Here is a 20,802-nt window from a genome sequence, read left to right on the forward strand (position 1 = left end):
GGGTTCGGCCAGGGGTCACTTACCGGGTAGTTTTGACTGTCCCTCGCCGTCCTCCAGCAGGAGCGTCCACGCCGTGCGCATCGCAGTCACCGGCTCCATCGCCACCGACCACCTCATGACCTTCCCCGGCCGTTTCGCCGACCAGCTGGTCGCCGACCAGCTGCACACGGTCTCCCTCTCCTTCCTCGTCGACAACCTCGACGTCCGGCGGGGCGGCGTCGGCCCGAACATCTGCTTCGGCATGGGGCAGCTCGGCAGCCGCCCGATCCTGGTCGGCGCCGCCGGCTCCGACTTCGACGAGTACCGCGCCTGGCTGGAGCGGCACGGCGTCGACACCGACTCGGTGCGCATCTCCGAGGTGCTGCACACCGCGCGCTTCGTGTGCACGACGGACGCCGACCACAACCAGATCGGCTCCTTCTACACGGGCGCGATGAGCGAGGCCCGCCTGATCGAGCTGAAGTCCGTGGCGGACCGCGTGGGCGGGCTCGACCTGGTCCTCATCGGCGCGGACGACCCCGAGGCGATGCTGCGCCACACGGAGGAGTGCCGGACGCGGGGGATCCCCTTCGCCGCCGACTTCTCGCAGCAGATCGCCCGCATGGACGGCGACAACATCCGCACCCTGATGGAGGGCGCGACCTACCTGTTCTCCAACGAGTACGAGAAGGGCCTCATCGAGTCGAAGTCCGGCTGGACCGACGAGGAGATCCTCTCCAAGGTCGGCACCCGCGTGACCACGCTCGGCTCCAACGGCGTCAAGATCGAGCGGGCCGGGGAGGAGGCGATCGTCGTCGGCTGCCCCGAGGAGAACGCGAAGATCGACCCGACCGGTGTCGGCGACGCCTTCCGCGCCGGCTTCCTGACCGGGCTCGGCTGGGGCGTCGGCCTGGAGCGGGCCGCGCAGGTCGGCTGCATGCTGGCGACCCTCGTCATCGAGACGCTGGGCACGCAGGAGTACACGCTGGCGCGCGCGCACTTCATGGAGCGCTTCACGAAGGCCTACGGCGACGAGGCCGCGGCCGAGGTCCGCGCCCACCTGGCGTGACACCGGCCTGATCCCGGGCCCTGCCCGGACCCGCACCGGCTGCGCCGCCCCCCGTCGGACGGGGCTGCGCCCGGCGGGTCCGGCCCCGGCCGGCCGACCGGGCTCGAAGAGCCCGGGCCGTGCCTGCGCGCGGGGGACAGGGGCTACGAGCGGCGGCGGACCGTGTAGGCGGTGCCGGGCGGGCGGGGGGCTTCGCCCACGTACTCGTGCCCCCGCATCGCGCACCACGCCGGGATGTCCAGCCGGGCCACCTCGTCGTCCGACAGGACGGTCACCGTGCCGCCCACCGGGACCCGGGCGACGGCCCGGGCCAGCTCGATCACCGGCTGGGGGCACCGCAGGCCGAGCGCGTCGATCTCCAGCGAGTCCGCCTCCGGGGCAGCCGCGGGCGGCTCCGCCGCACCCAGCCGCTCCCGTACGCCCGCCACCGCACCCGGCAGCACTTCCAGGAACGCGTTGACCTCCTCCGCCGTGGTGCCCGGCGGCAGGGAGACCCGTACGTTGCCCTCCGACAGCACCCCCATCGCCCGCAGCACGTGACTGGGGGTCAGCGTGGAACTCGTGCAGGAGGAGCCCGAAGAGACCGAGAAGCCCGCCCGGTCCAGCTCGTGCAGCAGCGCCTCCCCGTCGACGTACAGGCAGGAGAAGGTGACCAGGTGCGGCAGCCGCCGGTCCGCGTCGCCGACCACCTCCACGTCCGGGACCAGCCGTACCACCCGCCGCCGGACGCGGTCCACCAGGATCCGCAGCCGGGCCGCCTCCGCCTCCGCCTCCGCCCGTACGGCCCGCAGCGAGGCCGCCGCCGCCACGATCGCGGGAAGGTTCACGAAGCCGGGGGAGCGGCCCGACTCCCGTTCGTCCGCAGGGCCTTGGGGCGAGAACCGGACCCCCTTGCGGACCGCCAGCAGTCCGATCCCGGGCGGACCGCCCCATTTGTGGGCACTCGCCGCCAGGACCGACCAGGCGCCCTCCACCGGCCCCCAGGCCAGCGACTGCGCCGCGTCCACGAGCAGCGGCACCCCGGCCGCCCCGCAGACCTCGGCGACCTCGGCCACCGGCTGGACCGTGCCCACCTCGTGGTTGGCGGACTGCAGGCAGGCCAGGGCCGTCGCCGGGACCAGCGCGTCGGCGTACCCGGCGGCCGACACCGCGCCGGACCGGTCCACCGGAACCTCGAAGACACTCCCGCCGCGCGCCTCGTGCGCCGCCGCCGCATGAAGTACAGAACTGTGTTCGACCGCCGATACGACCAGATGGTCGCCGACGCGTCGGCGACCGGCCAGGACACCCGCAATGCCCGTGTGAACCGCGTGCGTCCCCGAAGGAGTGAACACGAGCTCGTCGGCGCGGCATCCCACCGCCTCCGCGGCGGCCTCCCGCGCCGCGTCCAGCAGCAGCCGCGCGCGTCTGCCCTCCCGGTACAGCCGGGCCGGATCGGCCCAGCCCTCGTCCAGGGAGGCCTGCAACGCCTGCCGGGCCACGGGGTGCAGGGGAGCGGCGGACGCGCTGTCGAAGTACGGCATCCGGCCACGCTAACCCCAGCCCCGAGCGTTCGAGGTCAGGGGGCGTCAGACGGGGTCCGGAGGCCGCCATTCAGGGCCATTCGCACCGTCCCCCGTACGGCGGATCCATCCCTTCGGGGACAGTAGCGGCGCGTTGGGCACCCTCCCCGCGCGACCCCAAATAGCGTCCAGTAGGGTTTGGTCCGCATAAACATCCAAACCCCTGCCTGCGTCAGGGCCGGCGACCGACCCGAACACGGCCGCGGCCGGCCGCGCGGGCCGAGACTCTCGGGAAGGCGCTACGTGAGTCCCTACGGCTCCGACCGCTCGCCGCGGCGCCCGATGCGGCGGAAGCTGCTGCAGGCGCTGACTGCGGGCGTGGTCCTGGCGACCGCCACTGGTTGCTCGTATACATGGAAAGACTTCCCCCGCCTCGGAATGCCGACTCCGGTAACCGAGGAGGCGCCGCGCATCCTCTCCCTGTGGCAGGGATCCTGGGCGGCCGCGCTCGTCACGGGCATCCTGGTGTGGGGCCTGATCATCTGGAGCGTCATCTTCCACCGGCGCAGCCGGACGAAGATCGAGGTCCCGGCGCAGACCCGGTACAACATGCCCATCGAGGCGCTGTACACCGTGGTCCCGCTCATCATCGTCTCGGTGCTCTTCTACTTCACCGCGCGTGACGAGTCGAAGCTCCTCGCCCTCACCCCGAAGCCGCCGCACACGATCAACGTGATCGGCTACCAGTGGAGCTGGGGCTTCAACTACATCGAGAACGTCGACGGCGACGCGGCGTCCCCGAAGGCGGGTGCGGTCCCCAAGGAGCTCGCCTCCATCCCGGACCGCTACACCAAGGCCTTCCCGGCGGGCGCCGAGGGCGTCTACGAGAAGGGCGTCCCGGGCGACCGGAACCCCCAGACGGGCAACCCGGGTCCGACCCTCGTCCTGCCCAAGGGCGAGAAGGTCCGCTTCATCCTGTCGTCCAACGACGTCATCCACTCCTTCTGGGTGGTCCCCTTCCTGTTCAAGCAGGACGTCATCCCGGGCCAGACCAACGTCTTCGAGGTCGTCCCGAGCCAAGAGGGCACCTTCATGGGCAAGTGCGCCGAGCTCTGCGGCGTCGACCACTCCCGCATGCTCTTCAACGTCAAGGTCGTCTCCCCCGAGGCGTACAAGGCGTACCTGAAGGAGCTGGCGGCGAAGGGTCAGACCGGCTTCCTCCCCGCCGGCATCCAGCAGACCGACCCGGCCCGGAATGCGGAAGTGAACAAACTGTGAGCATCCTCAACGAATCCCAGGGTGCCGCCGCAGCCGACTCGTACGAGAACGAGCTGCCGGTGCGGCGCAAGCAGCCGGGCAACGTGGTCGTCAAGTGGCTCACCACCACCGACCACAAGACCATCGGCACGATGTACCTGGTCACCTCGTTCGTGTTCTTCATCATCGGCGGTCTGCTGGCGCTCTTCATGCGTGCCGAGCTGGCCCGTCCGGGCACGCAGATCATGTCGAACGAGCAGTTCAACCAGGCGTTCACCATGCATGGCACGATCATGCTGCTGATGTTCGCCACCCCACTGTTCGCGGGCTTCGCCAACTGGATCATGCCGCTGCAGATCGGCGCGCCCGACGTGGCGTTCCCGCGGCTGAACATGTTCGCGTACTGGCTGTACCTCTTCGGCTCGACCATCGCGGTGGCCGGCTTCGTGACGCCGAACGGCGCCGCCGACTTCGGCTGGTTCGCCTACTCCCCGCTGTCGGACGCGGTCCGCTCGCCCGGCATCGGCGCCGACATGTGGATCATGGGTCTGGCCTTCTCCGGCTTCGGTACGATCCTCGGCTCGGTCAACTTCATCACCACGATCATCTGCATGCGCGCTCCGGGCATGACGATGTTCCGCATGCCGATCTTCACCTGGAACGTGCTGCTGACCGGTGTCCTGGTCCTGCTCGCCTTCCCGGTGCTGGCCGCCGCGCTCTTCGCGCTGGAGTCCGACCGCAAGTTCGGCTCGCACATCTTCGACGCCGCCAACGGTGGCGCACTGCTCTGGCAGCACCTCTTCTGGTTCTTCGGACACCCTGAGGTGTACATCATCGCGCTGCCGTTCTTCGGCATCGTCTCCGAGATCATCCCGGTCTTCTCGCGCAAGCCGATGTTCGGTTACATCGGCCTGATCGCCGCGACGATCGCGATCGCCGGCCTCTCGGTGACCGTGTGGGCCCACCACATGTACGTCACCGGCGGTGTGCTACTGCCGTTCTTCTCCTTCATGACCTTCCTGATCGCGGTACCGACCGGTGTGAAGTTCTTCAACTGGATCGGCACCATGTGGAAGGGCTCGCTGTCCTTCGAGACCCCGATGCTCTGGACGATCGGCTTCCTGGTCACCTTCACCTTCGGTGGTCTGACCGGCGTCATCCTGGCCTCGCCCCCGATGGACTTCCACGTCTCCGACTCGTACTTCGTCGTCGCGCACTTCCACTACGTCGTCTTCGGCACCGTGGTGTTCGCGATGTTCGCCGGCTTCCACTTCTGGTGGCCGAAGTTCACGGGCAAGATGCTGGACGAGCGCCTCGGCAAGATCACCTTCTGGACGCTGTTCATCGGCTTCCACGGCACCTTCCTGGTGCAGCACTGGCTGGGTGCCGAGGGCATGCCGCGTCGCTACGCGGACTACCTCGCGGCCGACGGCTTCACCACGCTCAACACGATCTCCACGATCAGCTCCTTCGTGCTGGGCCTGTCGATGCTGCCGTTCATGTACAACGTCTGGAAGACCGCCAAGTACGGCAAGAAGATCGAGGTCGACGACCCGTGGGGCTACGGCCGTTCGCTGGAGTGGGCGACCTCCTGCCCGCCGCCGCGGCACAACTTCCTCACGCTGCCGCGCATCCGTAGCGAGTCGCCCGCCTTCGACCTCCACCACCCGGAGATCGCGGCGCTCGACCACCTCGAGGACCACGGCGCCCAGGCGGCCGTCACCGGTGGCAAGGAGGCCGGCAAGTGAAGATCCAGGGCAAGATGTTCCTCTGGCTCTCCCTCTTCATCCTGATCATGGCCGTCGTGTACGGCGTGTGGTCGAAGGAGCCCGTCGGAACCACCGCGCTCTTCCTGGCCTTCGGCCTGAGCGTCATGATCGGCTACTACCTGGCCTTCACGGCCAAGCGCGTCGACGAGATGGCCCAGGACAACCTGGAGGCCGACGTCGCCGACGAGGCCGGCGAGCTGGGGTTCTTCTCCCCGCACAGCTGGCAGCCCCTCTCGCTGGGCATCGGCGGCGCGCTCGCCTTCATGGGCGTCATCTTCGGCTGGTGGCTCATGTACTTCTCGGCCCCGATCATCCTGATCGGCCTGTGGGGCTGGGTGTACGAGTACTACCGCGGTGAGAACGCCAACCAGTAGTCAGAAGCAGTGCCGCGCGGCCCGGCCGCGCACCACGTGGGGCCCGGACACCTCTTCGGAGGAGTCCGGGCCCCTCGTTTGCAGTCACCCCGCGCGCCGTAATTGTCATATCTTCATAGCGTTGGCCCCATGAAGCACTCACCGCGTCTTTGGACGGTACTCAGCTGCTCCCTGCTGGTCGCGTCCCTCGGGGCCGGCGCCACCGCATGCGGGTCCGGCGACAACCCGCTGTCAGCCCGCCCGGTCGACGCGGGCGAACAGGTCGCCTTCAACCAGACCGCAGGCAGCCGCCCCGTCGACCCCAACCGGCCCCTGGAGATCACGGCCAAGGGCAAGGGCAGCCGGATCACCGACGTCACGGCCGTGGACACCCACGGCCGCCGCCTGGCGGGCGAACTCAGCGCCAAGGGAGACCGGTGGCACAGCACCGTCCCCATGGCCGCAGGCGTCCGCTACACCGTCACCGTGAGCACGGAGGACGAACGGGGCACCCCCGGCCAGCGCACGATGGCCTTCGACACGACCCCGTCCAAGGGGGTCCTCAAGGTCGAATTCGGGCCGGACGAGGGCAAGTACGGCGTCGGCCAGCCCATCACCGCCGAACTCAACGAGCCGGTCAAGGACAAGGCCGCGCGCGCCGTCGTCGAACGCGGTCTGATCGTCGACGCCCCGGCCGGGGTCGAAGGCGCCTGGCACTGGGTCGACGACAAGAACCTGCACTACCGCCCGAAGGAGTACTGGCCCGCCAACACCACGGTCTCCGTACGGAGCAACCTGGAGGGCATCCGGATCACCGACGAGCTCCACGGAGCCGCCGCCAAGCCGCTGAAGCTGGAGATCGGCGACCGCGTCGAGGTCACCACCGACGCCGCCGCCCACTGGCTGACCTTCAGGCGCAACGGAGAAGTGATCAATTCCATCCCGGTCACCACCGGCAAGCCCGGGTTCTCCACCCGCAACGGCATCAAGGTGGTGCTGGGGAAGCAGTACTACGTACGGATGCGCGGGGACACCGTCGGCATCGGCGGCAGTGAGTACTACAACCTGCCCGTCTACTACGCCACCCGCGTCACCTGGAGTGGTGAATACGTCCACGCCGCACCGTGGTCCGTCGGCTCGCACGGCTACGCGAACGTCAGCCACGGCTGCACCGGCATGAGTACCGGCAACGCCGCATGGTTCTACGAGAACATCACCGAGGGCGACATCGTCCAGGTCATCAACAGCATCGGCGACGACATGGACATCTTCGGCAACGGGTTCGGGGACTGGAACATGGACTGGAAGGACTGGCGGGAGGGCAGCGCCCTGCTCAAGGGCACCCAGGAAGGCCGCAGTCACGTCGACCAGGCCCGCCTGAGGCCGACCGTCTGACGGCCGGGGCGAGATGCTCTCCCGGCTCCCGGGAGAGCACCGCCACGGGCGGCTACGCGTCCAGCGACAGCCGGGAACGCAGCAGCCCCGCCAGGGCGTCCGCGAACTCCACCGGGTCGACCGGAAGGGTCACCGCCGCGTCCGCGCGGCTCCACGTGGCCAGCCAGGCGTCCTGCGGGCGCCCCATCAGCAGCAGCACCGGGGGACACCGGAAGATCTCGTCCTTGATCTGCCGGCACACACCCATGCCCCCGGCCGGAACGGCCTCGCCGTCCAGCACGCACACGTCGATGCCGCCCGCGTCCAGCTCCGACAGGACCGCCGGCAGGGTCGCGCACTCCAGGAACTCCACCGGCGGCAGATCCGCGGCGGGACGGCGGCCCGCCGCCAGTCTCACCTGCTCCCGGGTGCCCGCGTCGTCGCTGTAGACCAGAACCCGCGCAGTCGCCCGCATTTCGATCCTCCACGTGTCCCATGAATCACGTTGATGTTGCGCGGGATGCTACTCCTCCCGGCGGCCCCCCAACATCGGTTCGGACAGGTGCGCGAGCCCACTCGGAGAGGTCGCCCGATGGGCCGTTCGGGCCTTGCACACGCCCCTGACACTCCGAACGGCACCCCCCGGGGTGAGGGCGGGATAAGCGACCGACATAATGTCGGTCGTGGCGACAGCAACGACAGTAGATACCGGGCACGCGCACCCGACGGTCAACCGGCCGAACCTCGTCAGCGTCGGAACCATCATCTGGTTGAGTTCCGAGCTGATGTTCTTCGCGGCCCTCTTCGCGATGTACTTCACCCTGCGATCCGTGACGGGTCCCGAGTACTGGACAGAGCAGGCCTCGGCCTTGAATCTGCCCTTCTCGGCGACGAACACGACGATCCTGGTGCTTTCCTCCCTCACCTGCCAGCTCGGCGTCTTCGCCGCGGAGCGCGGTGACGTGAAGAAGCTCCGGACGTGGTTCATCATCACGTTCGTCATGGGTGCGATCTTCATTGGCGGCCAGGTGTTCGAGTACACCGAGCTGGTCAAGCACGAGGGCATGAGCCTCTCGTCCGGTCCGTACGGCTCGGTCTTCTACCTGACCACCGGCTTCCACGGTCTGCACGTGACGGGCGGACTCATCGCCTTCCTGCTGGTCCTCGGCCGGACGTACGCGGCCAAGAGGTTCACCCACGAACAGGCCACGTCGGCCATCGTCGTGTCCTACTACTGGCACTTCGTCGATGTCGTCTGGATCGGCCTCTTCGCCACGATCTACCTGATCAAGTAGCGAACACGTCACCGGGTCCGACCCGGCACACCATCCAGACACACCGACGCAGAAGATCCTGACACCGGGGTAATCCGTGAAAAAGCTCTCCGCACGACGACGCCATCCGCTGGCGGCGGTCGTCGTTCTACTCCTCGCGCTGGCGGCCACTGGGGGGCTGTACGCCGCCTTTGCTCCCGCGGGCAAGGCGCAGGCCGATGAAACCGCCCAGTCCCTCGCCATCGAGGAGGGCAAGAAGCTCTACGCCGTGGGTTGCGCAAGCTGCCACGGAACCGGCGGTCAGGGTTCCTCTGACGGCCCGAGCCTGGTCGGCGTCGGCTCCGCGGCCGTCGACTTCCAGGTGAGCACGGGCCGCATGCCCGCCCAGCAGCCCGGCGCCCAGGTGCCGAAGAAGCCGGTCATCTACACCCAGGCGCAGATCGACCAGCTGGCCGCGTACATCGCCTCCCTCGGCGCCGGCCCGATCACGCCGACCGAGAAGCAGTACGACCCGGCGGACGCCGACATCGCCAACGGCGGTGAGCTGTTCCGCAACAACTGCGCGCAGTGCCACAACTTCACCGGTGAAGGCGGCGCGCTGACCAACGGCAAGTACGCCCCCAACCTTGAGGACGTCTCGCCGAAGCACATCTACGAGGCCATGCAGACCGGCCCGCAGAACATGCCCTCCTTCCCCGACAGCACCATGCCGGAGAAGCAGAAGAAGGACATCATCGCGTACCTCCAGAACGTGAACGGTGAGAAGTCGACCAACCCCGGTGGTCTCAAGCTCGGTGGCCTCGGCCCCGTCTCCGAGGGTCTGTTCGGCTGGATCTTCGCTCTGGGTGCGCTGATCGCTGTCGCCGTCTGGGTCGCGGCCCACACCGCTAAGGCCAAGAAGTCATGAGTAGCCAAGAGATTCCCGAAGAGAAGCACCTGCCGAGCGAGCAGGGCGACGCCCACCACGGTGGCGTAGCAGTGGCGGACGACCCGTTCGCCGACCCCGGCCTGCCGGTCCACAAGCCGCGCATCCAGGACATCGACGAGCGGGCGGCGAAGCGTTCCGAGCGCACCGTCGCCATGCTGTTCACGCTGTCGATGCTGGCCACGATCGGCTTCATCGCGTCGTACGTGATCTTCCCGGTCGACAAGATCGTCTTCATCTTCCCGCTCGGGAAGGTCAGCGCGCTCAACTTCGCCCTGGGCATGACGCTGGGCGCCGCCCTCTTCTGCATCGGCGCGGGCGCGGTCCACTGGGCCCGCACCCTGATGTCCGACGTCGAGGTCGCCGACGAGCGCCACCCGATCGCCGCCCCGCCGGAGGTCAAGGCGAAGGTCCTGCAGGACTTCGCCGACGGCGCCAACGAGTCCGGCATCGGCCGCCGTCCGCTGATCCGCAACACGATGCTCGGCGCGCTGGCCATGCTGCCGCTCTCCGCCGTCGTGATCATGCGCGACCTCGGCCCGCTGCCCGAGGACAAGCTCCGCCACACCATGTGGGCCAAGGGCAAGCTGCTCATCAACCAGAACACGATGGAGCCGCTGCGTCCCGAGGACGTGCTCGTCGGTTCGCTGACGTTCGCCATGCCGGAGGGCCTGGACGAGCACCAGCACGACTTCCAGACGCAGATCGCCAAGGCCGCCCTGATGATCGTCCGCATCAAGCCGGAGGACATCAAGGACAAGCAGGAACTCGAGTGGTCCCACGACGGCATCGTCGCCTACTCGAAGATCTGCACCCACGTCGGCTGCCCGATCAGCCTGTACGAGCAGCAGACGCACCACGTGCTCTGCCCGTGCCACCAGTCCACCTTCGACCTCTCCGACGGCGCCCGCGTCATCTTCGGCCCGGCCGGCCACGCCCTCCCGCAGCTGCGGATCGGCGTGAATGACGAAGGCTTCCTCGAAGCGCTCGGCGACTTCGAAGAGCCCGTCGGTCCTGCATTCTGGGAGCGCGGATGAGCACCGCCACTGACACCAAGGCGCGCAAAGCGCCGGCCGGCGAGCGCGTAGCGGACTGGGCGGACGGCCGCCTGGGCATCTACAGCCTCGCCAAGGCGAACATGCGCAAGATCTTCCCGGACCACTGGTCCTTCATGCTGGGTGAGATCTGCCTCTACAGCTTCATCATCATCATCCTCACGGGTGTGTACCTGACGCTGTTCTTCCACCCGAGCATGAACGAGGTGGAGTACCACGGCAGCTACGTCCCGATGCAGGGCGTCCTGATGTCCGAGGCGTTCGCCTCGACGCTCGACATCAGCTTCGACGTCCGCGGTGGCCTGCTGATCCGTCAGATCCACCACTGGGCGGCGCTGATCTTCGTCGCGGCGATGATCGTGCACATGATGCGCGTCTTCTTCACCGGCGCGTTCCGCAAGCCGCGCGAGGTCAACTGGATCTTCGGCTTCCTGCTGCTGGTCCTCGGCATGTTCACCGGCTTCACCGGTTACTCCCTGCCGGACGACCTGCTCTCGGGTACCGGTGTCCGCTTCATGCAGGGCGCCATCCTGTCCGTCCCGGTCGTCGGCACGTACCTGTCGATGTTCCTGTTCGGCGGCGAGTTCCCGGGCGGCGACTTCGTCGCGCGCTTCTACTCGGTGCACATCCTGCTGCTGCCCGGCATCATGATGGGCCTCCTCGTGGCCCACCTGATCCTGGTCTTCTACCACAAGCACACCCAGTACGCGGGCCCCGGCAAGACGAACAACAACGTCGTCGGCATGCCGCTGCTGCCGGTCTACATGGCCAAGGCCGGAGGCTTCTTCTTCCTGGTCTTCGGTGTGATCTCCGTCGTCGCGGCCGTCGCCTCGATCAACCCGATCTGGGCCCTCGGCCCGTACCGCCCGGACCACGTGTCCACCGGTGCGCAGCCCGACTGGTACATGGGTATGCCCGAAGGCCTGATCCGTGCCATGCCCGGCTGGGAGATCAACCTGTGGGGCCACACGCTCGTCCTGGGCGTGTTCATCCCGCTGATCCTCTTCCCGCTGGTGCTCGGTGCGATCGCCGTCTGGCCGTTCATCGAGTCGTGGGTCACCGGCGACAAGCGCGAGCACCACATCCTGGACCGCCCGCGCAACGTCCCGACCCGCACGGCCTTCGGTGTCGCCTGGATCGCGGAGTACATCGTGCTCCTCATCGGCGGCGGCAACGACATGTTCGCCCAGTACTTCCACCTGTCGATCAACTCGATCACCTGGTTCGTCCGGATCGGCTTCTTCGTCGTCCCGGTCCTCGCCTTCATCGTCACCAAGCGCATCTGCCTCGGCCTCCAGCGCCGGGACCGGGACAAGGTGCTGCACGGTCGCGAGACCGGCATCATCAAGCGCCTGCCGCACGGTGAGTTCGTCGAGGTCCACGAGCCGCTCCCGCAGGGCAAGCTGCACACCCTCACCGCGCACGAGCAGTACGAGCCGATCGAGATCGGCCCGACGGTCGACGAGAACGGCGTCGAGCGCAAGGTGAAGGCCGGCGAGAAGCTGCGCGCGAAGCTCAGCAAGGGCTTCTACGCCGAGGGCAACCAGATCGCCAAGCCCACGGTGGAGGAGTACAAGGAGATCCAGTCCGGCCACGGCCACCACTGATCCCCTGCACGACCGCATGAGGGACTGATTCCGGTCAGTCCTGGTGTCGCCACGGCGAGAGCCCCGTCCAGTGTCTGGACGGGGCTCTTTGCCGTAACCGGGGCTGGATAGGCTGATCTCCGACCCATTCGACGTGGAACCCCCATCAACAGCAGGAGCGGACCATGAACGTTGTGACCCCGGCAGGCGGCGACAGCGTGGCGGCCCGTGGGTGGCCGGGCGTCCTCGACGCACTGCTGTCCGGCCAGGACCTCGGCGCCGACGACACCGCCTGGGCCATGGACCGGATCATGCGCGGGGAGGCCACCGACGCGCAGATCGCCGGCTTCGTGGTCGCCCTGCGCGCCAAGGGGGAGACCGTCGCGGAGATCAACGGCCTGGTACGGGCCATGTACGGGCACGCCAACCTCATCGAGGTGCCCGGTCGCACGGTCGACATCGTCGGCACCGGCGGCGACGGCGCCAAGACGGTCAACATCTCCACCATGTCGGCGGTCGTCGTCGCCGGAACCGGCGCCAAGGTCGTCAAGCACGGCAACCGGGCCGCGTCCTCCGCCAGCGGGTCCTCCGACGTCCTGGAGAAGCTCGGCGTCAACCTCGACCTGAGCACCGCGCGGGTCGTCGAGGTCGCCGAGGAGGCCGGCATCACCTTCTGCTTCGCGGTGAAGTTCCACCCCGCCCTGCGGCACGTCGCGGGCGCCCGCCGCGAACTGGGCATCCGGACCACCTTCAACATCCTCGGCCCGCTCACCAACCCGGCCCGCGTCCGCTCCCAGGCCACCGGGGTCGCAGACCCCCGGATGGCCCCCATCGTGGCGGGGGTCCTCGCCGAACGCGGCTCGTCCGCCCTCGTCTTCCGCGGCGACGACGGCCTCGACGAACTGACCACCACGGCCACCTCCCGCGTCTGGTGGGTCCGCGACGGCAAGGCCACCGAGCAGTCCTTCGACCCGCGCGACGTCGGCATCCCGCTGGTCGACGTCTCCGCCCTGGCCGGCGGGGACCCCTCCTACAACGCCGACGTCGCCCGCCGCCTGCTGGCCGGCGAGACCGGACCGGTGCGCGACGCCGTGCTGCTGAACTCGGCCGCCGCCCTCGTCGCCCTGGACCCGGGCGCGGGCACCCTGGAGGAGCAGATCGCCGCGGGCATCGCCCGGGCGGCCGAGTCCATCGACTCGGGAGCCGCCCGGGCCGCCCTGGAGCGCTGGGTGGCGGCCAGCAACGCCTGACCCGGTACCCGTGCCACGCCGACCCCGGTCCGCCATGCGGACCGGGGTCTTGTGCACGGCCGATCTTGTGGCAGGATGCTGGCAGGTCACGAGTGACAGCGTTCAGGCCCCGGCTTGCTGTCCGGCAACCCTCCTTCCGTGGCGGGGTGCCCCGGGTGATGACCGGGCCGTAGGCAGCAAGGCCTACGGCAAGCGCGGATCCCTCGACACCAGGGGTCCTGGTCTCTCGAGGAGCGTTTTCCGTGAGCAAGCGAATGCGATAGGGCGACTGCCGCCCCGACTTCACCCCCTCGGACCGGGGTCACCTCCCCGCTGGTAGCCCGACCGTGCCGTCCGAGGCCCCTCCCGTACCCCGGACGGCCGTACCGCCGTACCCGCGTACGGGCACCCCGAAGCCATTCAGCCCTGCCTGCCGGGAGATACCGCCATGTCCGCAACCTTGAACGCCGCCGTCGCCACCGCCCCCGCCCCCGCCGCCTGCGCCGAGCCGCTGGCCGTCCTCGGCCGTGACGTCACCGTCCCCCTCGTCACCGGCGGCGAGGTCACCTACGCGGCCCTCGACTACGCCGCCAGCGCCCCCGCCCTCCAGCGGGTCTGGGACGACGTGGCCGCCTACGCCCCCTACTACGGCAGCGTCCACCGCGGCGCCGGATACCTCTCGCAGCTGTCCACCGACCTCTTCGAGCAGAGCCGCGCCACGGTTGCCGCATTCCTGGACTGCCGCCCGACCGACCAGGTCGTGTTCACCCGCTCCACCACCGACTCACTGAACCTGCTCGCCGCCGCGCTCCCCGCCGGCTGCCAGGTCTTCGTCTTCGAGACCGAGCACCACGCCTCGCTCCTGCCGTGGACGGACGCGCAGGTCACCTACCTCGATGCGCCGCGCACGCCGGACGAGGCCGTCGCCCTCCTGGAGCGGGCACTCAGCGACCGCGACCCCTACGGCCCGGCGCTCGTGTGCGTCACCGGCGCCTCCAACGTCACCGGCGAGCTGTGGCCGGTGAAGGAACTGGCCGCCGCCGCGCACGCCCACGGCGCGCGCATCGTGCTGGACGCCGCCCAGCTGGCCCCGCACCACCCCGTCTCCGTGCGCGACCTCGACGTCGACTGGGTCGCCTTCTCCGGCCACAAGCTGTACGCGCCCTTCGGCTCGGGCGTCCTCGCCGGCCGTGCCGACTGGCTGCAGCAGGCCGATCCTTACCTGGCGGGCGGCGGGGCCTCCCGCAAGGTCTCCCGCCGCGAGGACGGCGGCGTCGACGTCGAGTGGCACACCACGGCCGCCCGCCACGAGGCCGGCTCCCCGAACGTCATCGGCGTCCACTCCATCGCCTCGGCCTGCCGGGCCCTGACCGAGGCGGGCTTCGAGAACCTGGTGGCCCGCGAGCAGCACCTCATCGCGAAGGTCCGCGCAGGCCTGGCGGAGGTCCCGGCGGTCCGGGTCCTGTCCCTCTTCGGCGACGACGCCCCGCGGGTCGGCGTCATCTCCTTCGTCGTGGACGGCTGGAACAGCTCCCACTTCGCCACCGCGCTCTCCGCGGAGTACGGGATCGGGGTACGGGACGGCCTGTTCTGCGCGCACCCGCTGGTGCGGACCCTGCTCGGCAGCGAGCCGCAGGCGCAGGGCGAGTGCGGGGCCCCCGAGGCGGCGCCGGGGGAGCGCTCCCTGAACGCGATCCGCGTCAGCTTCGGCGCGGGCACCCCCGACGAGCATGTGGACCGCTTCGTCGGCGCGGTCCGGGAACTCGTCGCGGACGGCGCGAAGTGGCAGTACCGCACGGAGGAGGGCCGCTGCGTCCCCCTGCGCTGACGGCCCGCGGGTGGCGGCCCCTGCGCACCGGGTGCGGCCCGGCGCCGCGGCGGGGTGCTCGGCGTTGACGGCCCGGGTTGCCTGTGCCGGGTGCGGCCCGCGGGCCGCACCCGGCACACGCCCCGCGGACAGACCGGGCGGATCCGGGCAGCGTCCCGGGACACCGACGCACCACCGCCGAGCACCCCCGCAGGGGCCGGGGCACGGCCGAAGCCGGCGCTACGCGTCGAGGCCGATCGCGAACGCCGCCTCCAGGTCGTGCTGGGAGTACGTGCGGAACGCCACGTGCGTGTCCGTCGCCTCGACGCCCGGGATCTTGCTGATGCGGCCGGGGATGATGTCGGCCAGGTTCTCGTGGCGGTTCACGCGGACCAGCGCGATCAGGTCGTAGGTCCCCGTCACGGAGTAGACCTCGCTGACGCTGTCCAGCGCGGCGATGGACTCGGCGATCTCGGGGATGCGGTCCACGCTGGTCTTGATGAGCACGATCGCGGTGATCACGGCTGGCTGTCTCCCTCGGTGGCCGTCGCTGGTCGACCCACTCTAGTCGTACCCCGATAGCGGGCCCACGCGTAGAGGAAGCCCAGGGAGAAGCCCACCAGGTGGGCCAGATACGCCACTCCCGGCCCGCTCTGCGCGCGCTGCGCGGCCACCCCCTGCAGGGCGAACCAGAACAGCAGCACCAGCCACGCCGGGAACCGCAGCGGCAGGAAGAAGAGGAAGGGGAACAGGCTCGTCACCCTCGCCCGCGGCAGCAGGTAGAGGAACGCCCCCAGTACGGCCGAGATCGCCCCGGACGCGCCCACCAGGGTCTGCGCGGACTCCGCGTTGGCCGCCGCGTACGCCGCCAGCGCCAGGTAGCCCGTACAGAGGTAGAAGACGAGGAACGCCGGACGGCCCATCCGCTCCTCGGCCATCGCGCCGAAGACGAAGAGGAAGAGCATGTTGCCGAGCAGGTGCAGCCAGCTGCCGTGCACGAACAGCGCGGTGAGCGGCGTCAGCCAGGCGCGGGGCGTGCGGGTGAAGAGCTCGTCGGGGACCACGCCCCACCGCCGGAAGTACGCGGTGCCGGCGCCGATGAGCTCGTCGCCGGTCCCGTAGGCCGGGTTGAGCCCCGATGCGGGGCCGAGGACGAACACCACGGCGCAGCCCGCGATCAGCGCGTGGGTGACCACCGGTCCCCGGGCGGCCTCGCGCACGGCCTGCCACCTTACGATCATGTGACAGAGCATGACGCAACGTGCCCCACCTGAAGCGGTGGCAGGCCGTAGGGTTACGAGCTGCGGTCCCCAGGCCGACACGGACGGCCGAACGACCGGTTTAATTGAATGAGCTACGAAGGAGTGAGCAGCCCGATGACGGTTCCTCTGCCGACCGACACCACGCGGTGGCGCTGCACCTTGTGCGGCAACCTCACGCGCTTCGACGTCACCCGTTCGTCGAAGGTCGTCGAGTACGTCCACCTGGACCTCGCCGGGGAGCCCAAGGTCGAGGAGCGCGAGGTGGTCAATGAGACCATCGAGTCGGTCCGCTGCCGCTGGTGCAACGCGGTGGACCAGATCGAGCTCGTGGACAGGCCGGGCGCGGACTCCTGACGGAGCCCCGTCCGCAGGCAGACCATCACGGTAGGGGTGACGGATTGTGGAGCCAGCAAGCGGCGCCGGGCCGGCCGACGCGGCCGGCGACGCCGCGGAGGCGCTCGACCGCCCGCTGCCGGAAGGCGTGCGGCGCCGGGTCGTCGCGCTCGTCTCGGACGCCTTCGGCGCGCTGACGGTCGCCGACCTGCCGGCGCAGCTGCGCCAGTACGCCCGTTTCACCCCGACCCGGCGCGCCAAGTTCGCGGGCAACGCCATGGCCGCGGCGGTCGAGACCGACCCGGTGTTCCGCAGCAGGGTCGCGGAGAAGCTGCGCGAGGCGCAGGCGGACCTGGCGAACGCGCTGGAGGCGGGTGCGCCGCCGGCCGCCGCGGATCCGCTGGACGTGGCGGCGGCCGCCTTCGTCCTGCGGCCCGCGGGCTGGGTCAAGCTGGTGGCCGCCGCGGGGGAGGAGGCGCAGCGCGCCGATGCCGAGCGGGTCGGCGAGGAGACCCGGCGCGAGCTGGAGCGCCTGCGCGAGGAGCTGGAACAGGTACGGGAGCTGCAGCGCACGGGCGGTGAGCAGGTACGCGCTGAGCTGGAGGCGGCGCGGAAGGACGCGGAATCGCTTCAGCGCCGGCTGCGCAGCGCCCTGAGCGACGTGAAGCGGGGCGAGGCGGCCCTGCGCAAGGTGACCGCCGAGATCGACGGGATCCGCGGGGAGGCCGCGGCGCGGGTGGCGGCCGCCGAGAGCGAGTCGCGGCGGCTGAAGTCCCGTCTGGCGGAGGTGGAGACGGCGCTGGAGACCTCGCGCAGGGCCACCCGTGAGGGGCGCAGCATCGAGGACATGCGGCTGCGGCTGCTGCTGGACACCGTGCTCGACGCGGCGCAGGGGCTGCGCCGGGAGCTGGCGCTGCCGCCGGTGAACACCCGCCCGGCGGACACGGTGGACGCGGTGGAGCCGGGGCGGATGACGCCGAAGGACATCGCGGCGCGGGCCCTGTCGGAGACCGATCCGGCGCTGCTGGACCAGTTGTTGGCGCTGCCGCAGGCCCATCTGGTGGTCGACGGCTACAACGTGACCAAGACGGGCTATCCGACGATGCCGCTGGAGAAGCAGCGGCTGCGGCTGCTGGGCGGGCTGTCGATGCTGGCCGCGCAGACGGGTGCGGAGATGACCTGCGTCTTCGACGGCGCCGAGCTGGCGGCCCCGGTGCTGCTGGCGCCGCCGCGCGGGGTGCGGGTGCTGTTCTCCAAGGCGGGTGTGACGGCGGACGAGCTGATCCGGCAGCTGGTGCGGGCGGAGCCGCCCGGCCGGCCGGTGGTCGTGGTCTCCACGGACCGCGAGGTCGCCGACGGTGTGGCCAAGGCCGGAGCCCGGCCCGTAGCATCCGCTTTGTTGCTGAAGCGGCTTTCGCGCGTTTCCTAACTCCCGTTCCACATGTCCGAATTGGTGGGTCGCGGGGAGGACGCACCGTCAAGTGCCCGGCACAGAGCGTGCGCTGAAGGTAAAGAACCTGGTCGGGGGCGGAGTTTTTTCCCGGCAGGATTTGAACTGATCACAGCTGGGTCACTAGGGTCTGCTCAAACCTTCGTGCGGTGGATCACTCATTCGGGGTGGCAGCGAAGGTGCTGCCGAGTTGCGTTCTTCGGCGGCTCTAAGGAAGAAGGAGCTCGCCTTCGTGGCGTCCCACCGTCGACCCAAGCAGCCGACCCGCGCTCGTGTGACCGTGCTCACCTCGGTCGCGGCCGCGGCCGTCGCCCTGACCGCGCAGAGCGCCTCCGCCGCTCCGGCGAAGCCGAGCAAGGACGAGGTCAAGAGCCAGGTCGACGCCCTCTACGAAGAGGCGGAGCAGGCCACCGAGAAGTTCAACGGGGCCAAGGAGCGGCAGGCGACGCTCGAGAAGGAGATCGGGCAGATCCAGGACCAGGTCGCGCGCGGGCAGGGGGAGCTCAACGACCTCCGCAGCGCCCTCGGTTCGATGGCGAGCGCCCAATACCGCAACGGCGGCATAGACCCGTCCCTCGCCCTCCTCCTCTCCGAGGACCCCGACAGCTACCTCGACAAGGCCTCCACCCTGGAGCACCTGAGCGGCAAGCAGGTCGAAGCGGTCCAGAAGATCCAGGCGAAGCAGCGCACGCTCGCGCAGCAGCGCCAGGAGGCGTCGGGCAAGCTCGCCGACCTCGACGCCACCCGCAAGGAGCTCGCCGAGAAGAAGAAGGTCTCCTCCGAGAAGCTCGCCGCCGCCCAGGCCATCCTCAACACCCTCACGGCGCAGGAGCGTGCCGCGCTGAAGGACGAGGAGACGCGGGCCAGCCGCGCCGACGGCCAGCGCGTCGAACTCGGCGACGTCAAGGCCTCCGGTCGTGCCGGTGCCGCCCTCGCGGCCGCCAAGACCAAGGTCGGCAGCGCGTACATCTCGGGCCACGAGGGCCCCAACTCCTTCGACTGCTCCGGGCTGACGCAGTGGGCGTACAAGCAGGCCAACGTCAGCATCAGCCGCGTGACCTACACCCAGGCGAACGACGGCACGCGCATCAGCCGCAGCCAGCTGCAGCCCGGTGACCTGGTCTTCTTCTACGGGGACCTGCACCACGTCGGCCTGTACGCCGGCAACAACATGACGCTGCACGCCTCCAACCCGCGCGGCGGCGTCAAGTACGAGTCGATGGACAACATGCCGTTCCAGTTCGGTGTCCGCATCGGCTGACGCGCCGCCACCGCCCATCCGGGCGAATTCCACGGCTCCGCTCCGACCCCACGCCCCGCCGGTGACCTGCGTCTCCGGTGGGGCGTCGGCGTGTGCGCCCTCCCGCGGTCGTTGGTCGGCGCGTGGACGCACGGCTACTGTCTGCCAGCGCGGAACCCGGCACACGGCCGCCCACGGGGGGCGGACCCGGGACCCGCTCGGCGGAAGGGAACGGTGCACGTGGCGTCACATCGTCGGCCCGGGCTCGGCGGCCTCGACCGGAACGCGAAGGTCACCGTCCTCACCGCAGCCGCGGCCACCGCCGCGGTCGCCATGGCGGGGGCACCCGCGACCGCGGCCCCCGGCCTCCCGCACGAGCCCGGAGGCGGCGCGAGATCCGGTGTCAGCGCCCAGGTCGACCGGCTCTTCGAGGAGGCCGAGCAGGCCACCGAGCACTTCAACGAGGCCGGCGAGAAGGCCGCCCGGCTCCGCACCGAGGTCAACCGGGCCCAGGATGCGGTGGCGCGGGGCCAGGAGCGCATCAACACCATGCGCGGCGTCCTCGGCACCTTCGCCGGCGCCCAGTACCGCAGCGGCGGCATCGACCCCGCCGTCGGCCTGATGCTCGCCGAGGACCCCGACGCCTACCTGGCGCAGGCCGCCGCTCTCGACCGGCTGACCGAGCGTCAGGCCCACCAGCTCCACGAACTGCGCCAGGAACAGCGGCGGCTCGGCCAGGTGCGGGCGGAGGCCTCCCGCAAACTCGCCGAACTCGACGCCCTGCGCTCCGACGTCGCCCGCCACAAGCGCTCCGTCACGGCGAAGCTCGCCGCGGCCCAACGGCTCCTGGACTCCATGGCGTCCGAGGAACGGGCCGACTTCGAGCGCTCCTCGCGCTCCGGCGGCCGCCACGAGTCGCTGCCCGACCTCGGCCCCCTGGACGCCGGCGGCGCGCCCTCCGGCCGCGCCGCGGCCGCCGTGAGGGCAGCCCGGGCAGCCGTCGGCCGCCCGTACGTGTGGGGCTCCACGGGCCCCTCCGGCTTCGACTGCTCCGGGCTGATGGTCTGGTCCTACCGGCAGGCGGGCGTCTCCCTGCCGCGCACCTCGCAGGCCCAGCGGCACGCCGGGCGCCAGGTACCGCTGTCGCAGGCCCGGCCCGGCGACCTGGTGACGTACCGCTCCGACGCCAGCCACGTCGGCATGTACGTCGGCAACGGCCAAGTGGTCCACGCGCCCTACCCCGGCGCCCGGGTGCGCTACGACCCGGTCGGGATGATGCCGGTCTCGGCGGTCACCCGCCCCTGACCCCCGGCGGGCACCCCGCCGCGGGCGTCCTGC

General features: G+C 70.1%; 19 protein-coding genes and 1 riboswitch. Of the genes, 15 read left to right on the plus strand and 4 right to left on the minus strand.

Annotated features, from left to right (window positions below; all coding sequences use genetic code 11):
- The first annotated feature begins 73 nt into the window (after positions 1 to 73).
- On the plus strand, positions 74 to 1,048 hold the full coding sequence (locus IF89_RS0112750; protein WP_030765737.1) for a carbohydrate kinase family protein: 975 nt from the start codon (positions 74 to 76) through the stop codon (positions 1,046 to 1,048).
- A 143-nt stretch (positions 1,049 to 1,191) separates the two neighbouring features.
- On the opposite strand, the gene IF89_RS0112755 is transcribed toward IF89_RS0112750, so the two are convergent.
- Positions 1,192 to 2,571, minus strand: a complete 1,380-nt coding sequence (locus IF89_RS0112755; RefSeq protein WP_030765740.1) for a cysteine desulfurase/sulfurtransferase TusA family protein — start codon at positions 2,569 to 2,571, stop codon at positions 1,192 to 1,194.
- Positions 2,572 to 2,853: 282 nt separating this feature from the next.
- Between IF89_RS0112755 and coxB the strand changes: the two genes are divergently transcribed.
- From coxB to IF89_RS0112775, 4 genes are all read left to right on the plus strand, one after another.
- The gene (gene coxB / locus IF89_RS0112760) at positions 2,854 to 3,828 is read left to right on the plus strand and encodes a cytochrome c oxidase subunit II (protein WP_030765744.1); all 975 of its coding nucleotides are present in this window, start codon (positions 2,854 to 2,856) and stop codon (positions 3,826 to 3,828) included.
- Positions 3,825 to 5,555 carry a cytochrome c oxidase subunit I gene (gene ctaD / locus IF89_RS0112765; RefSeq protein ID WP_030765747.1) on the plus strand — a complete coding sequence of 577 codons (1,731 nt, stop codon included), beginning with the start codon at positions 3,825 to 3,827 and terminating at the stop codon, positions 5,553 to 5,555. The genes coxB and ctaD overlap by 4 nt, the downstream gene beginning before the upstream one ends.
- The gene (locus tag IF89_RS0112770) at positions 5,552 to 5,950 is read left to right on the plus strand and encodes a cytochrome c oxidase subunit 4 (RefSeq protein ID WP_030036308.1); all 399 of its coding nucleotides are present in this window, start codon (positions 5,552 to 5,554) and stop codon (positions 5,948 to 5,950) included. Before ctaD ends, IF89_RS0112770 begins: the two co-directional genes overlap by 4 nt.
- A gap of 129 nt (positions 5,951 to 6,079) precedes the next feature.
- Positions 6,080 to 7,324, plus strand: coding sequence for a L,D-transpeptidase (locus IF89_RS0112775; RefSeq protein WP_030765750.1), 1,245 nt, complete (start codon positions 6,080 to 6,082; stop codon positions 7,322 to 7,324).
- A gap of 52 nt (positions 7,325 to 7,376) precedes the next feature.
- Here the strand turns inward: IF89_RS0112775 and IF89_RS0112780 are convergent, their stop codons facing one another.
- Positions 7,377 to 7,778 (minus strand): hypothetical protein, encoded by a 402-nt coding sequence (locus tag IF89_RS0112780; RefSeq protein WP_030765753.1) that lies wholly within the window; start codon positions 7,776 to 7,778, stop codon positions 7,377 to 7,379.
- 199 nt (positions 7,779 to 7,977) lie between these two features.
- Here IF89_RS0112780 and IF89_RS0112785 point away from each other — a divergent pair, with 199 nt between their 5' ends.
- The 6 genes from IF89_RS0112785 to IF89_RS0112810 all read left to right on the plus strand — a co-directional run bounded on the left by IF89_RS0112785 (position 7,978) and on the right by IF89_RS0112810 (position 15,200).
- Entirely contained in the window at positions 7,978 to 8,598 is a 621-nt protein-coding gene (locus tag IF89_RS0112785; RefSeq protein WP_030036314.1) for a cytochrome c oxidase subunit 3, read from the plus strand.
- Between the two features lie 76 nt (positions 8,599 to 8,674).
- Positions 8,675 to 9,484 (plus strand): c-type cytochrome, encoded by an 810-nt coding sequence (locus tag IF89_RS0112790; protein WP_030036316.1) that lies wholly within the window; start codon positions 8,675 to 8,677, stop codon positions 9,482 to 9,484.
- Positions 9,481 to 10,539, plus strand: coding sequence for a ubiquinol-cytochrome c reductase iron-sulfur subunit (locus tag IF89_RS0112795; RefSeq protein ID WP_030765755.1), 1,059 nt, complete (start codon positions 9,481 to 9,483; stop codon positions 10,537 to 10,539). The genes IF89_RS0112790 and IF89_RS0112795 overlap by 4 nt, the downstream gene beginning before the upstream one ends.
- Positions 10,536 to 12,164 (plus strand): cytochrome b, encoded by a 1,629-nt coding sequence (locus IF89_RS0112800; RefSeq protein ID WP_030765758.1) that lies wholly within the window; start codon positions 10,536 to 10,538, stop codon positions 12,162 to 12,164. The genes IF89_RS0112795 and IF89_RS0112800 overlap by 4 nt, the downstream gene beginning before the upstream one ends.
- 164 nt (positions 12,165 to 12,328) lie before the next feature.
- Complete coding sequence (gene trpD / locus IF89_RS0112805; RefSeq protein WP_030765760.1) at positions 12,329 to 13,393, plus strand: anthranilate phosphoribosyltransferase; 1,065 nt, start codon at positions 12,329 to 12,331, stop codon at positions 13,391 to 13,393.
- Between the two features lie 84 nt (positions 13,394 to 13,477).
- A riboswitch (SAM riboswitch) is annotated at positions 13,478 to 13,594 on the plus strand.
- A gap of 226 nt (positions 13,595 to 13,820) precedes the next feature.
- Positions 13,821 to 15,200: an aminotransferase class V-fold PLP-dependent enzyme gene (locus tag IF89_RS0112810; RefSeq protein ID WP_030765763.1), complete on the plus strand. Its 1,380-nt coding sequence runs from the start codon at positions 13,821 to 13,823 to the stop codon at positions 15,198 to 15,200.
- A gap of 219 nt (positions 15,201 to 15,419) precedes the next feature.
- Here the strand turns inward: IF89_RS0112810 and IF89_RS0112815 are convergent, their stop codons facing one another.
- Positions 15,420 to 15,701, minus strand: a complete 282-nt coding sequence (locus IF89_RS0112815) for an Lrp/AsnC family transcriptional regulator (RefSeq protein ID WP_030036325.1) — start codon at positions 15,699 to 15,701, stop codon at positions 15,420 to 15,422.
- Positions 15,698 to 16,420 carry a rhomboid family intramembrane serine protease gene (locus tag IF89_RS0112820; RefSeq protein ID WP_078628261.1) on the minus strand — a complete coding sequence of 241 codons (723 nt, stop codon included), beginning with the start codon at positions 16,418 to 16,420 and terminating at the stop codon, positions 15,698 to 15,700. The genes IF89_RS0112815 and IF89_RS0112820 overlap by 4 nt, the downstream gene beginning before the upstream one ends.
- A gap of 135 nt (positions 16,421 to 16,555) precedes the next feature.
- On the opposite strand from IF89_RS0112820, the gene IF89_RS0112825 reads away from it, so the two are divergent.
- The 4 genes from IF89_RS0112825 (at position 16,556) to IF89_RS0112840 (ending at position 20,769) form a co-directional block, all read left to right on the plus strand.
- A complete protein-coding gene (locus tag IF89_RS0112825; RefSeq protein WP_008738811.1) occupies positions 16,556 to 16,795 on the plus strand; it encodes a hypothetical protein in 240 nt (79 codons plus the stop codon).
- A gap of 43 nt (positions 16,796 to 16,838) precedes the next feature.
- The gene (locus tag IF89_RS0112830; protein ID WP_030765768.1) at positions 16,839 to 18,203 is read left to right on the plus strand and encodes an NYN domain-containing protein; all 1,365 of its coding nucleotides are present in this window, start codon (positions 16,839 to 16,841) and stop codon (positions 18,201 to 18,203) included.
- A gap of 253 nt (positions 18,204 to 18,456) precedes the next feature.
- Positions 18,457 to 19,485 carry a C40 family peptidase gene (locus tag IF89_RS0112835; protein ID WP_030765771.1) on the plus strand — a complete coding sequence of 343 codons (1,029 nt, stop codon included), beginning with the start codon at positions 18,457 to 18,459 and terminating at the stop codon, positions 19,483 to 19,485.
- Between the two features lie 219 nt (positions 19,486 to 19,704).
- Positions 19,705 to 20,769 (plus strand): NlpC/P60 family protein, encoded by a 1,065-nt coding sequence (locus IF89_RS0112840; protein ID WP_030765780.1) that lies wholly within the window; start codon positions 19,705 to 19,707, stop codon positions 20,767 to 20,769.
- The last annotated feature ends 33 nt before the right edge of the window (positions 20,770 to 20,802 follow it).

Origin of the sequence: Streptomyces sp. NRRL F-2664, from assembly GCF_000719345.1 — a bacterium.
Taxonomy (GTDB): Bacteria; Actinomycetota; Actinomycetes; order Streptomycetales; family Streptomycetaceae; genus Streptomyces.